General features: G+C 64.7%; 11 protein-coding genes. 4 read left to right on the top strand and 7 right to left on the bottom strand.

Translation table 11 applies throughout. The annotated features are described in order from the left end of the window. Window positions 1-237: 237 nt before the first annotated feature. The 3 genes from AC1RQC_RS13435 to oxlT all read right to left on the bottom strand — a co-directional run bounded on the left by AC1RQC_RS13435 (window position 238) and on the right by oxlT (window position 2,975). Window positions 238-459: a hypothetical protein gene (locus AC1RQC_RS13435; protein ID WP_492373108.1), complete on the bottom strand. Its 222-nt coding sequence runs from the start codon at window positions 457-459 to the stop codon at window positions 238-240. Window positions 460-592: 133 nt separating this feature from the next. After that, complete coding sequence (locus tag AC1RQC_RS13430) at window positions 593-1,504, bottom strand: LysR family transcriptional regulator (RefSeq protein ID WP_492373109.1); 912 nt, start codon at window positions 1,502-1,504, stop codon at window positions 593-595. A gap of 130 nt (window positions 1,505-1,634) precedes the next feature. Further along, window positions 1,635-2,975, bottom strand: a complete 1,341-nt coding sequence (oxlT, locus tag AC1RQC_RS13425) for an oxalate/formate MFS antiporter (protein WP_492373110.1) — start codon at window positions 2,973-2,975, stop codon at window positions 1,635-1,637. 211 nt (window positions 2,976-3,186) lie between these two features. Between oxlT and AC1RQC_RS13420 the strand changes: the two genes are divergently transcribed. The 3 genes from AC1RQC_RS13420 (at window position 3,187) to AC1RQC_RS13410 (ending at window position 5,254) form a co-directional block, all read left to right on the top strand. Next, entirely contained in the window at window positions 3,187-4,128 is a 942-nt protein-coding gene (locus AC1RQC_RS13420) for a LysR family transcriptional regulator (protein ID WP_441637573.1), read from the top strand. A 115-nt stretch (window positions 4,129-4,243) separates the two neighbouring features. Beyond that, complete coding sequence (locus AC1RQC_RS13415; RefSeq protein WP_043355743.1) at window positions 4,244-4,555, top strand: hypothetical protein; 312 nt, start codon at window positions 4,244-4,246, stop codon at window positions 4,553-4,555. A gap of 129 nt (window positions 4,556-4,684) precedes the next feature. Then, the gene (locus AC1RQC_RS13410) at window positions 4,685-5,254 is read left to right on the top strand and encodes a cupin domain-containing protein (protein WP_492883642.1); all 570 of its coding nucleotides are present in this window, start codon (window positions 4,685-4,687) and stop codon (window positions 5,252-5,254) included. Window positions 5,255-5,333: 79 nt separating this feature from the next. Here the strand turns inward: AC1RQC_RS13410 and AC1RQC_RS13405 are convergent, their stop codons facing one another. From AC1RQC_RS13405 to AC1RQC_RS13390, 4 genes are all read right to left on the bottom strand, one after another. Then, complete coding sequence (locus AC1RQC_RS13405) at window positions 5,334-6,107, bottom strand: fumarylacetoacetate hydrolase family protein (RefSeq protein WP_492373112.1); 774 nt, start codon at window positions 6,105-6,107, stop codon at window positions 5,334-5,336. Window positions 6,108-6,223: 116 nt separating this feature from the next. Continuing rightward, a complete protein-coding gene (locus tag AC1RQC_RS13400) occupies window positions 6,224-8,353 on the bottom strand; it encodes an acetate--CoA ligase family protein (RefSeq protein ID WP_492883640.1) in 2,130 nt (709 codons plus the stop codon). A gap of 130 nt (window positions 8,354-8,483) precedes the next feature. Next, entirely contained in the window at window positions 8,484-9,713 is a 1,230-nt protein-coding gene (frc, locus tag AC1RQC_RS13395; RefSeq protein ID WP_492883638.1) for a formyl-CoA transferase, read from the bottom strand. Window positions 9,714-9,736: 23 nt separating this feature from the next. Next, window positions 9,737-11,491 (bottom strand): thiamine pyrophosphate-binding protein, encoded by a 1,755-nt coding sequence (locus AC1RQC_RS13390; RefSeq protein WP_492810667.1) that lies wholly within the window; start codon window positions 11,489-11,491, stop codon window positions 9,737-9,739. A gap of 465 nt (window positions 11,492-11,956) precedes the next feature. On the opposite strand from AC1RQC_RS13390, the gene sucC reads away from it, so the two are divergent. After that, window positions 11,957-13,180 (top strand): ADP-forming succinate--CoA ligase subunit beta, encoded by a 1,224-nt coding sequence (gene sucC, locus AC1RQC_RS13385; RefSeq protein WP_492373116.1) that lies wholly within the window; start codon window positions 11,957-11,959, stop codon window positions 13,178-13,180. Window position 13,181 lies beyond the last annotated feature (1 nt).

The raw sequence follows: 13,181 nt of genomic DNA, 5'->3' as shown, positions 1-13,181 counted from the left end.
ATTAAGTCAGGCAGACTGGGGCATCAATGTACTAAATGTCTGGCCCTTCAGGACAGAAGAGCGGAGGGAGCGAACAAGGAACTTGCGATCCGCAGAACAGCAAAAAGGTGCCTGGGAAGGCTTGGCGCAAGCGAACCCAGCAATCAAACCAAGGGAATCTGGCGGGGGATGGCCCCTATTCCAGCGCAGCGGCAGCGATTGGCGGCCATGCGGCCCGCCAATCGCACCACGCGAGCATCAGGCGCGGGCCAGGTTGGGTTGCGCGCTCACGCCAGACGGAGCCGGGCTGGCGCGGCCAATGCCGGCGGTTTCCTGCGAGGCGCCAAGGCCGGCAAAGCGGCCATGTTCCTGGGCACGGGCGAGCACAGGGGTCGGCACACGGGTAGCAATCAGGAAGGTAACACCAACGCCGAGGGCAATCAGACCAAAGGCAAGACCGAGAAGAAGTGCGCTGTCCATCAGAAAACTCCGGTAGGGATGGTGAGTAGGAGTTTTCATTATATGCTGCGGCGCACTATGTGTAAATATCCTGTATGTAATATATCATGAGATTTTGGGCGCTGACGCAACAGTCGTTCGCAACGCCATTCCCCTACCCTACGCGCGCCAGCAACGTCTGGTCCGGCTCCATGCCGCGCAGCGCGTCCCAGATGGCAGCAGCATTGGGCTTGAGCGACCGGCTCTTGCGCCGTACCAGCATCACCGAGGACGTGACCTGTGGCCGCAATGGCCGCATGACGGCGGCGGGGCCCAGCCCGGCTGCCTGGGCGCGCGATGGCACGATGCCGATGCCCAGCCCCAGCGCCACCATGCCGAAGATCGCGGCGAAGTGGCCAAGCACCTGCAGCGAGCCGGCGCGCACGTGATACACGCCAAAGGCCTGCTCTACGGCCGGCTGGATGCCCGAGTGCTGGTCCAGCATCAGCACATTGGCATCGTTCAGGTCGCCCCACCCTACCGTCTCGCGCGTGGCCAGCGGATGCTGCGATGGCAACACGGCATGGAACGGATCGACGCACAGGCCCTCGCAGTAGAGATCGTCCCCGGATTGCGGGTTCGTAGCGATGCCGAAGTCCACCTCGCCGCTGCGCACGCACTGCAGCACCGCCTCATGCGAGCGGTCTTTCAGGCTGATGCCGATGCCCGGCCAGGCCGCACGGCAACCCGCGAGCCAGCCCGGCAGCGACATCGACGACAGCACCGGATCGGACGCGATCTGCACCGCGCCCTGGCACGGCCTGGCCGCGCCCTGGCTCTCGCGCAGCGTCTGCTCGACTTCCTCGATCAGGTGGCAGATGCGCTGCGACAGGTGCTCGCCGGCGTCGGTGAGCTCGACCTGGCGCGTGGTGCGGTCAAACAGCCGCTGGTCGATCTCGTCCTCCAGCTCGCGCACGCTGCGGCTGATGGCGGACTGCGTCAGCCCGAGCTCAGCCGCGGCGCGGGTAAAGCTCTTCTGTCGCGCGACAGCCGCGAAGGCCTTGAGCTGGGGAAGCGAAATATTCATGGTCACCCCTCCTGCATGCATTGGGCATTGGGCGCGGAGAGCGGCTTTGCCATGCCCCGCAGTGCGCTGCGCATCGTGATAGACGCCGGGCCCGGATTTGCGTCAAGCGAGTCCGGGCCCGGCTGGTGATTCAGTCGCTCTCGCGGGCAGAGAGCCCCGCCAGGTACGCCGCGGGATCGGTCGCCGGCACCAGGGGCTCGGCATGCCCGGTGATAAACCGTCGTCGCATCGGGGCCAGCACGAACTTGGCGGACAAACCAGCCGCGATGGTCACGATCGCCGCCACCGTAAAGACGGCATCCCACCCGCCACGCGCCGACAGGATCGAGGCCAGTGGCACCAGCATCGCCGCCGTGCCCTTGGCCGTGTACAGCGTGCCGGCATTGGCCGCGGCGAACTTGCTGCCGAAGGTATCGGCGCACAGCGCGGGAAAGATCGAGAAAATCTCGCCCCAGAACAGAAACGTCAGCGCCGCGAACGTCATGAACAGATAAGGGTTATGCCCGAACTCCATCAGCCCGAGCAGCGACAGTCCCTCGCCAATGAAGATAAAGAACATGGTGTTTTCCCGACCGATGCGGTCCGAGATAAAGCCGCACAGCGGTCGCGTGAAACCATTGCACAAGTTGTCGATCGACAGCGTCATGGTGAGCAGCGGCAGCGTGAACCCCAGCATCGTCACCGGCATCGACGCGAAGCCGAAGTCCCGCGCAATCGGACCGAGTTGCGCAGTGGCCATGATGCCGCCCGCCGCGACCGCCACGAACGAGGCGTAGATAACCCAGAAGACTGGCGTCTTCACCATCCGGCCCGGCGTGAACTCGATGGGATTGGTCAGCACCGCCTTGGCCGCCACGGCGCCCACAGGCGGACGCGGCTTGACCAGCAGCAAGGCCATCAGCAGGATGCAAGCGCCTTGCAGGATGCCGAAGGTGATAAAGGCTTGCTCGTAGCCCGAGCGCTGGATCATGTTGGCGATAGGGATCACGGTCAGCGCCGAGCCCGCGCCGAAACCGGCGGCGGTCAGCCCGGCCGCCAGGCCGCGCTTGTCCGGAAACCACTTGAGCGCATTGCCAACGCAGGTGCCATACACGCCGCCGGCGCCGATGCCGGCGATCACCGCCGCCAGGTAGAGCTGCGGCAGGCTGGTCGCGTACGCATTGATGACCCAGGCCAGCCCCGCGCACACCGCGCCGCATGCCACTACCGGGCGCGGACCGATCTTGTCGACCAACCAGCCTTCAAGCGGAACCAGCCAGGTCTCGGTCACGATGAAAATGGAAAAAGCGACCTGGATGGCGGACTCGCCCCAGTGGTGCTTGGCATTCATCGGGGTCACGAATAATGTCCAGCCGTATTGCAGATTGGCTACCAGCCCCATGCAAACCACACCGATCGCCAGCTGGAACCAGCGGTTGTGAAGCCAGCCCAGACGGCTTGCGGCCAATGCCGCCGAATTGTCGTGCGCCATGTCGTGTCTCCTGCATAGTGCGTGTCGCGCTCTGTGGCCCGACGGGTAGGCTTCTCTGGAAGGGGAGCCCTTGGTCACTACTTGATTGAGCGCGCCTGACATTGCGGCACGTGCATCCGTGGACTGATGCTAGTTCAAACTAAGTTCGGCACGGCATAAAGTTTTTTATTATGATCATTCACGATCCTCTATACATGGGACGGACGAGTGCATGAAGAACGCCACGCTGCGCCAGCTGAAGGTTTTCGAGACGGTCGCCCGGCACCTGAGCTTCTCCCGCGCGGCGGAGGAGCTACACCTGACGCAGCCCGCCGTCTCGACACAGGTGCGCCAGCTCGAGGGCCATGTCGGCCTGCCGCTGTTCGAGCAACTTGGCAAGAAGATCTACCTGACCCCGGCCGGCATCGAGATGCTGCACTACAGCCGCAGCATCATGCAGCAATTCCGCGAAGCGGAAGACGCGATGTCGCAGCTCAAGGGCATCTCCGGCGGACGGCTCAATGTGGCCGTGATCAGTGCCGGCGATTACTTCTTCCCGCGTCTGCTCGCGGAATTCATGCAGCGCCATGACGGCGTGACGCTCAACCTCGCAGTGCACAATCGCGAGGAATTGCTGCACCAGCTTGCGGGCAACCTGACCGACCTGGCGGTGATGGTGCGCCCCCCCGAAGGCATGGACACCGTCAGCGAATCCTTCGCGCCCCACCCTTACGTCATTGTTGCCGCGCCCAACCACCGGCTGGTGGGCGAGCGCAACATCCCGCTGGCGGCGCTGGCCGACGAAGCCTTCGTCGCGCGCGAGAAAGGCTCCGACACCTGGAACTCCATGCAGGAAGGCTTTGCCGGGCGCTTGTCCAACCTGCGCATTGCCATGGAGATCAAGAGCACCGAGACCATCAAGCAGGCCGTCATCGCCAACATGGGCATCGCGTTCCTGTCGGCACACACCGTCGGGCTGGAACTGCAGACGGGCAATCTCGCCGTGCTCGATATCGAGGGCTTCCCGGTCATGCTCAACTGGTACGTGGTGCATCGCAAGAACAAGCGCCTCCCACCGGTGGCGCTGGCCTTCAAGCACTTCCTGATGGAAGAAGGCGCCACCCTGATCCAGCGCATCACCGGCGTGGACAACCTGATAAAACATAAACGATAAGTTATGGTTATTCAGTCAAACTTTAATTATCGTTAATTGATCGGCAAACCTATCCTCGTCTCAGGCCCAATCTTTTCAGGCCCAACCTTTCACTGAGAGCCCGAGGAGTCCGATCATGAACCAGGTCCAGTTCGAAACCCGCACCAGTTCCCATGCCGACACCGCTGCCAGCGCACCGCGCGGGGTCGACGAATCGCAACTCGCCGCCTACAACGCCGCGTTCACCGAGCTTGGCCTGCGCTTTCGCTGGGACAGCGAGATGTACGCCTGGCTATGTGGCATCGAATGCGAGCACAGCCGCATCGCGCGCTATATCGAGCAGTATCACGCGCACCTGCTCAAGGCCTACGATGCCGGCTTCCTCAGCCGGCTGATCCTCGACAAGAAGGCCGACTACCTGCGTGCGAAGGCGCTTAAGGCCAACTGAGCAACGACGTCTTTTTCCCCGGCGGGCCTGCGCCATGCACCAAAATTGCGCCGAAAGTGCGTCACCGCACATTTCAGGGATGCCAGGCTCGCTAATGTCTGCCTACCAATCAAAAACAAGGAGGCAGCCATGGGGTCACAGACGATGTTCGGCGCCGACGCGCCAGCCGGCACGCTCGCGCAGCAGCGCGAAGGGGCTTTCGCCAGCACCGGCGACTTGCCGATGCAGCATTGCCCGATCGAACCCACCTGGATCCGTACCGGGGCCCCGCAATCGCGCGCCGCGCAGCATTCCCGCGCGATCGACGGCCTGGCATCCACCAATGTGTGGGAATGCACGGGTGGCACGTTCGAGTGGTACTACGGCTGGGAGGAGACCGTGCTGATTCTGGAAGGCCAGGTCAGGGTCACCAGCGCCACCGGGCGCATGCATGTGCTGCGGGCCGGCGACATCGGCTATTTCCCTGCCAACACGACCTGGTTCTGGGAGGTCGATGGCTATGTGCGCAAGCTGGCGTTCTGCCGCAAGCAGGTCCCGGTCACGCTGCGCTTTGCCACCCGCGTGCTGGCACGGCTGAACTTCACCAATCGCGCTGGCGAGGCCTGCGGTGCCGCCACGGCTGCCCTGCGCCGCGCGATGGCGCGGATTGGCCTGCGCGATACGTCCGCCCTCACCCTGCTGATGACGCTGCCGCTCTGACACGGAACAACAGGGCGAGCACCGGCGAGAACCGGCGCTTGCCCTGTTCCTTGCCGGATGCCAGCGCCCGGACTATCGACTATCCGCGCATGTGGTTGACCAGCGATCCAATGCCCTCGATCGTGACCTCCACCACGGCGCCATCCTTCATCGAGCCGACGCCGACCGACGTGCCGCAGGCGATCACATCGCCAGGCAGAAGCGTGAGATCCTGCGAGATCAGGCTGACCTGCTGCTCGGGCGAGAAGATCAGGTCAGACAGCGGATAGTTCTGCCGCTGCGCGCCGTCGAGCCGCGTCACCACGCTGGCGGCGCGCCAGTCGAATTCCGTGACGATCACGGGGCCCAGGCAGCCGAAGGTGTCGAAGCCCTTGGCACGGCACCACTGCGGGAAATTCGGGTCCTCCGCGATCAGCTCGGCTGCGGTGACGTCGTTGACCACGGTGTAGCCGAAGATATGCGCCGCGGCATCGTCCGGCGCCACGTTGCGGCATCGGCGGCCGATCACGATGCCAAGCTCGCCCTCGTAGACGACCTTGCCGCTGTAGCTGCGGGGCCGCAGGATGGCATCCCCTGGCCCCGCCAGCGAACTCGCCGGCTTGATCAGGAATAGCGGATGCGCCGGCACCGGCTTTTCCAGCTTGCGCGCCAGCGCATGGAAGTTGTTCCACAGCGCCACGATCTTGCCCGGCTCGCACGGGCTCAGCAACCGCAGTCCCTCGTGCGGCAAGGTCGCGCCGGTGGGCTCCGGCCGCGCGTGGCCCGGGCCATCGTACTCGATGACATGATCGCCCTCGATCCGGCCAAAGCCGACCTCGCCGTCACCGGTCTGGAAGCGAATCCACGTTTGCATCGCAAGCTCCTTAGGCGAGAACGGCACACGCCCGTGTCCGCGCCTGTGCCGCATTGTCAAGAAACTGGCCCGCGCATGCGTGCATGGCGGGCCGGTTTTACCGCATGGCGCACCGATCAGATCTTGCCGGCGCCGCGGGCCCACTTGTACTTGGCCCCCAGCACCGCGACCGGGATCTCGGTCGAGTACGCGTAAGACGGCACGCCGTGCTCGTACAGGTATTCGGCAGCCTCCTCCACCTGCACGTCGCCCGCCAGCGAAGCCACGATCGGCTTGTCGATGCCGCGCGCCGCCATCTCCTCCTTCACCTCCACCACCAGCTTGGCAAACACCATCGGCGGCGTGATGATGGTGTGCCAGTAGCCCAGGATGATGGCGTGGATACGCGGGTCCTCCATGCCCAGGCGCAAGGTGTTCTTGTATGTGGTGGGCGGCTCGCCGCCGGTGATATCCACCGGATTGCCCGCCGCGCCAAAGGGCGGGATGAACTTGCGGAATGCCGCGTCGAGATCGTCCGGCATGGTCATCAGCGACAGGTTGTTGTCCACGCAAGCGTCCGACAGCAACACGCCCGAGCCGCCGGCGCCGGTGATGATCACCACGTTCTCACCCTTGGGCGTGGGCAGCTTGGGAATGCCGCGCGCGAACTCCAGCAGATCGCGCAGCGAGCGCGCGCGGATCACGCCGCACTGCCTGAACACGTCCTCGTAGATCTTGTCGTTGCCCGCCAGCGCGCCCGTGTGCGAACTGGCGGCGCGTGCGCCCATGCTGGTGCGCCCGGCCTTGAGCACGACCACCGGCTTTTTCTTCGAGACCCGTTTCGCCGCTTCGGCGAAGGCGCGGCCGTCCTTCAGATCCTCGCAGTGCTGGGCGATGATCTCGGTGTTGTCGTCCTGCTCGAAGAACGTCAGCAGATCGTCTTCATCGATATCCGACTTGTTGCCCAGCCCGACGATGGCCGACACGCCCATCTTGGCCGAGCGCGAGAAGCCGATGATGGCCATGCCGATGCCACCGGACTGCGACGACAGCGCGGCCTTGCCCTTGACGTCATACGGCGTGCAGAAGGTCGCGCACAGGTTCTTGGGCGTGTAGTAGAAGCCGTAGATATTCGGCCCCATCAAGCGGATATCGTGCTTGCGCGCGATGGCGACGATCTCCTCCTGCCCTTGCACGTTGCCGGTCTCGGCAAACCCGGAGGGAATCAGCACCGCACCCGGAATGTGCTTCTTGCCCACCTCTTCCAGCGCCCCGGCCACCAGCTTGGCGGGAATGGCGAAGACCGCCACATCCACCTCGCCCGGCACATCGAGCACGCTCTTGTAGGCGGTCATGCCCATGATCTCGCCGCCCTTGGGATGGATCGGGTAGATCTTGCCCTGGTAGCCGCCGTTGATCAGGTTCTTCATCACCGAGTTGCCGATCTTGCCGTCCTCGTTCGAGGCGCCGATCACGGCTACCGAATCGGGACGCATGATGCGGTTCATCTGTCTGACGATAGCCTCCTGGCTGGGGCGATAGCGCGCCGGCTGCGGCGCGAAATCCACCACGATGCGCACGTCCGCGGCGATGGCGCCGTCCTTGCTGGCAAACACCGGGTTGAGGTCAAGCTCCGAGATTTCCGGGAAATCGCTCACCAGTTCGGAGACCCGCTGGATCATGCCGGCCAGCGCCTCGCGATCGGCCGGATCGGCGCCGCGCACGCCCTTGAGCACATCGGCGGCGGCGATGCCATCGAGCATCGACAGCGCATCCTCCTGGCTGGCCGGCGCCATGCGGAAGGTGATGTCCTTGAGCACTTCCACCAGCACGCCGCCGAGGCCGAATGCCACCAGCTTGCCGAACGACGGATCGGTGACCGCGCCGATGATCACCTCCTGCCCGCCGGCGATCATCTGCTGCACCTGCACGCCGACGATGTTGACCTTGGCGTCGTACTTCTTCGCGTTCTCGATGATGCTCAGGTAACCGCTCTCCACATCCGCCGCGTTCTTCAGGCCCACCAGTACCCCACCCGCCTCGGTCTTGTGCAGGATGTCGGGCGACACGATCTTGAGCACCACCGGGTAGCCCATCTTGTCCGCCAGCTCGACCGCACCGGTGGGTGACTTCGCCACGCCCTCGCCCGGCACCGGGATGCCATAGGCGTCGCACACCAGCTTGCCCTCGGGCGCCGTCAGTGCGTTGCGGCCTTCTTCCTTCACGGCGGCGAGGATCTTCCGCACCGCGTCCTTATTGTGTGCCATGTCAGGTCTCCATCTGTTCATGGATTGCGTAGGGATGAACCGGCCCTCGCCCTCGCGTGAAACGCGAGGGCGGGCGGCTTGTGAACTCAGTTCGGGAGGTGCTTGAATTAATGCAGAGACGCCCGGGGCGTCAGACCGCCCCGGCGGCGCGCAAGGCGGCGATCTGCGAAGGCGTGCGCCCCAGCCAGTCGAGGATTTCCTCGGTATGCTCGCCCAGCAGCGGCGAACGCTCCACCTCCACCGGCGACGCCGACAGGGTAATCGGGCATCCCAGCTGCACGTACTGGCCGCGCTCCGGATGATCCAGCTCCACCAGGTAGCCGCGCTCGTACATCGACTTGTCCTCGATCAGGTCTTTCATCGACAGGATCGGGCCGCATGGCACGTCGACCTCGTTGAGCGCCTCCATCACCTCGAACTTGGTGCGCGTGCGCGTCCATTTCTCGATGATGGAGAAGCACTCTTCCAGGCATTTGAGGCGGGCTTCCGGCGTCGCGAACTGCGCATGCGTGATCAGGTCTTCCCTGCCGCACAGGCGCATCAGCGGCTCCCAGCCTTGCGGCTGGACGATCACGTAGACGTAGTCGTTGGCCCCGCCCGGGGCACAGCGCAGCGCAGCGCCGGGCTGGCCACCGCCCGAGGCATTGCCGGCGCGCGGCACGAAGTCGTCGAACGCCTGGCTGGGATATTCGCGCATCGGGCCGGCGGCCAGGCGCTGCTGGTCGCGCAGCTTGACCCGGCACAGGTTGAGCACGGAATCCTGCATCGCCACTTCCACCCGCTGCCCGCGCCCGGAATGCTCGCGATGCAGCAGCGCGGCAAGGATGCCCACCACGCAGTGGATGCCCGTGCCGGAATCGCCGATCTGCGCGCCGGTGACAGTGGGAGGGCCGTCGCTGGAACCCGTGGTGCTGGCCGAGCCGCCCATGCACTGGGCCACGTTCTCATACGCCTTGCAATCCGCATACGGCCCCGGGCCGAAGCCCTTGATCGACGCGTAGATCAGCCGCGGGTTGAGCGTGCGCAGGCGGTCCCAGTCGAAGCCCGCGCGGTCCAGCACGCCGGGGCCGAAGTTCTCCACCAGCACGTCGCAGCGCTGCACCAGGTCCTCCAGCAGCGCCTTGCCTTCCGGCGTCTTCATATTGAGCGTCATGCTGCGCTTGTTGGAGTTGAGCATCGTGAAGTAGAGGCTGTCGGCGTTGGGCACGTCGCGCAGCTGGCTGCGCGTGATGTCGCCGCGCCCCGGCAACTCCACCTTGATCACATCGGCCCCCAGCCACGCCATCAGCTGGGTGGCCGAAGGGCCGGCCTGCACATGGGTCATGTCCAGGATCCGCACACCTTCGAGTGCCTTGTTCATGGTCTTGTCTCCTCGCACCGGGGTTACTTGTACATGGTCTGGTTCTTGGTGCCCGGCGCGTACTCGCGCGGATCCACCCAGATATTGATCACGGCCGACTTTCCGGTGCGCTGCACCGCCTCGCGCCCGCGCTGCAGCGCGCCGGCGATCTTGCCCGGGTCGCGCACTTCCTCGCCATAGCCGCCGAGCATTTCGGCGAACCTGGAGAACGGCACGTCCGACAGCAGGTTGCCCACGTTGCCGCGCGCCTCGCCGTACTTGGCGAGCTGGCCGTAGCGGATCTGGTTCATGGCGGAGTTGTTGCCGATCACCGCCAGATAGGGCACGCCGAAACGGTTGGCGGTTTCCATGTCGAACGCCGTCATGCCGAAGGAGCCGTCGCCGTAGTAGCAGAGGATTTCCTTGTTGGGGTTGGCCAGGCCAGCGGCGATGGCAAAACCGGTGCCGACGCCCAGCGAGCCCAGCGCACCCGGGTCCATCCACTGCCCGGGACGGCGCGGGCGCACCGCTTGCGCGGAGATGGTCACCACGTCGCCGCCGTCGCCGATGTAGACCGTGTCGTCCGACAGGAACTCATTCAGTTCATAGGCCACGCGGTACGGATGGATCGGCGTGTTTTCCGAGCGGAACAGCGGCATCAGCTTCTCGGCCGCCACGGCCTCGGCTTCGGTCAGCTGGCCCATCCATTTCTGGCGCGCCTGGCGCTTGTCGTGCTTGATGCGCCCGCTGGCAGCCTGCAGCACCGCGCCGAGGATGGCACCGGGGTCGCCCACCAGGCCAAGATCGATCTCACGGTTCTTGCCGACCGTGCGGTAGTCCATATCGATCTGCACCAGCGTCAGCTCCTTGCTGATGCGCTTGCCGTAGCCCATGCGGAAGTCGAACGGCGTGCCCACGATGATCAGCACGTCGGCGTTGGCGAAAGCTTGCGTACGGGTGCGGTCGAAGTGATGCGGATCGCCCGGCGGCAGCAGGCCGCGGCTGGCGCCGTTGAAATAGCCGGGAATATCCAGGCCCTTGAGCAGCGCGATGGCCTCTTCATGACCGCGCGCGGTCCAGACCTGCTGGCCGTAGAGGATGGCCGGACGCTCGGCATTGACCAGGATGTCGGCCAGGCGCTCGATATCCCTCGGGTCGCCGATGGATCGGGTGGAGGCGCGATAGTGGCCGGGGCGCGGAATCACCGCGCGCGATACATCGACTTCGCGGTCGAGCACGTCACGCGGGATTTCCAGGTAGGCCGGGCCGGGTGCGCCGTTGAAGCATTCGCGCGCCGCCATCGAGATCATGTCCGCCACCCGCTCGGTGCTGGGGATGGTGGCAGCAAACTTGGTGATGGCCGACATCATGTCCACGTGCGGCAGGTCTTGCAGCGAGCCCATCTTGTGCTGGGACAGCGCGCCCTGTCCGCCGATATGGATGATCGGGCTTTCCGAGCGGAAAGCCGTCGCCACGCCGGTCACGGCATTGGTGCAGCCAGGGCCGGCTGTGGTCACCACACAGCCCAGCTTGCCGGTCTGGCGGGCGTAGCCGTCCGCCGCGTGCGCGGCAACCTGCTCATGGCGCACGTCGATGATGCGGATGCCCTCGTCCACGCAGCCGTCGTAAATGTCGATGATGTGGCCGCCACACAGCGTGAAGATGGTGTCGACGCCTTCGTTCTTCAGGGCCCGCGCTACCAGGTGGCCGCCGGAAATCACGCCGGCATCGCGGGTTTTCTGCTTCAGGGTGTCTTCGGCCGTGGTGGATTCAGGCCGCGTGGGTGCGACTGCAGACATGTCTTGGTCTCCTCGTTGACTGGGTTGCGACAGGCTGTGACGCGGACCTGGCCCGTTGTCACGACATCCTTTCGCCCTTTGCTGCTTGGCTGCCTGGCCGATGCCTGCCCTACATGTCACCTGGCCCTGCGACGCTATCGATCCTTTTCGCCGGATCTTGATGACATACGGTATGTGATATATCAACGAAGCTCAAGGAAAATTTCGATATCGGGAGAAGTGTTTCAACGACGCGATGCAGCAATTCAGCCCAAAAATGACAATGGATAAGCGAAATTGCTGAGTCCGAGCGCATTCATTCCGATTCCTCACGGGTTGGAACTGCTCACGGCTTCATACGGCCTCTTCAGGGAAAACGGCCTTGTTTATCTTTAATATATTACATACCATATTTTACATCGCATCCTGCCGGACCACCCGGTTCTGCGGCTCGCCGGCACGCGCATTACCAAGAGCGAGGAGACTGTGAACATTCACGAATATCAGGCCAAGGAATTGCTCAGGCGCTTCGACGTGGCCGTGCCACGCGGCGCGGTCGCCTTTACCCCCGAGGAAGCCGCTAGCGCGGCACGCAAGATCGGCGGATCCACATGGGTGGTGAAGTCCCAGATCCATGCCGGCGGCCGCGGCGCCGGCCGCTTTGCCGGCGACCCCGACGGCAAGGGCGGCGTACGCGTGGTGAAGTCCGTCGACGCGGTGCGTGCGCAGGCCGAGCAGATGCTCGGCAAAGTGCTCGTCACCAAGCAGACCGGAGAGGCCGGACGCGAGGTAAAGCGCCTATATGTGGAGGAAGGCTGCGAGATTGCCCGCGAGCTTTACCTGGGCATGCTGATCGACCGCGCCACCTCCCGCATCACGCTGATGGCCTCGACCGAAGGCGGCATGGAGATCGAGGAAGTGGCGGCCCGCACGCCGGAGAAGATCCTGAAGGTTGCGATCGACCCGGCCAGCGGCATCCAGCCCTTCCATGCGCGCCGCCTGGCCTTTGGGCTGGGGCTCGTCGGCAAGCAGGTGAGCGCCGCCTCGCGCTTCATCTTGTCCGCCTATCGCGCCTTTACCGAACTGGACGCGTCGGTCGTGGAAATCAACCCGCTGGTCGTCACGCGCGCGGGCGGCGTGATCGCGCTCGACGCCAAGTTCAATTTTGACGATAACGCGCTGTACCGCCATCCGGATATCGAATCCCTGCGCGACGAGACCGAGGAAGATCCCGCCGAGGCGGCAGCCGCCCGCCACGGGCTGAATTACGTCAAGCTCGATGGCAGCATCGGCTGCATGGTCAACGGTGCCGGGCTGGCGATGGCCACCATGGACATCATCCAGCTCTACGGCGGCGAGCCGGCCAACTTCCTCGACGTGGGTGGCGGCGCCACCAAGGAGCGCGTGACGGCGGCCTTCCGCCTGATCCTGGACGACCCCAAGGTCAAAGGCATCCTGGTGAACATCTTCGGCGGCATCATGCGCTGCGACGTGATCGCCGAAGGGGTGGTGGCCGCCGCGCGCGAGATCGACCTCACGGTGCCGCTGGTGGTCCGGCTCGAAGGCACCAACGTGGAACTCGGCAAGGCCATCCTGCGCGACTCGGGCCTGCCGATCCTGTCGGCCGATCATCTTGCCGACGCCGCCGAAAAAGTGGTCAAGGCGGTGAAGGCCGCGCAAGGTCACGTCCAGATACTGGGAGGGCATTGAC

The organism is Cupriavidus sp. GW822-FHT03E04 (genome assembly GCF_058801495.1).
This window is presented reverse-complemented; position numbering and strand designations above follow the sequence as displayed.

Excerpts from the sequence above, each read along its gene's own strand:
- AC1RQC_RS13435 (WP_492373108.1), bottom strand. The coding sequence starts at position 459 with ATGGACAGCGCACTTCTTCTCGGTCTTGCCTTTGGTCTGATTGCCCTC.
- AC1RQC_RS13430 (WP_492373109.1), bottom strand. The coding sequence starts at position 1,504 with ATGAATATTTCGCTTCCCCAGCTCAAGGCCTTCGCGGCTGTCGCGCGA.
- oxlT (WP_492373110.1), bottom strand. The coding sequence starts at position 2,975 with ATGGCGCACGACAATTCGGCGGCATTGGCCGCAAGCCGTCTGGGCTGG.
- AC1RQC_RS13420 (WP_441637573.1), top strand. The coding sequence starts at position 3,187 with ATGAAGAACGCCACGCTGCGCCAGCTGAAGGTTTTCGAGACGGTCGCC.
- AC1RQC_RS13415 (WP_043355743.1), top strand. The coding sequence starts at position 4,244 with ATGAACCAGGTCCAGTTCGAAACCCGCACCAGTTCCCATGCCGACACC.
- AC1RQC_RS13410 (WP_492883642.1), top strand. The coding sequence starts at position 4,685 with ATGGGGTCACAGACGATGTTCGGCGCCGACGCGCCAGCCGGCACGCTC.
- AC1RQC_RS13405 (WP_492373112.1), bottom strand. The coding sequence starts at position 6,107 with ATGCAAACGTGGATTCGCTTCCAGACCGGTGACGGCGAGGTCGGCTTT.
- AC1RQC_RS13400 (WP_492883640.1), bottom strand. The coding sequence starts at position 8,353 with ATGGCACACAATAAGGACGCGGTGCGGAAGATCCTCGCCGCCGTGAAG.
- frc (WP_492883638.1), bottom strand. The coding sequence starts at position 9,713 with ATGAACAAGGCACTCGAAGGTGTGCGGATCCTGGACATGACCCATGTG.
- AC1RQC_RS13390 (WP_492810667.1), bottom strand. The coding sequence starts at position 11,491 with ATGTCTGCAGTCGCACCCACGCGGCCTGAATCCACCACGGCCGAAGAC.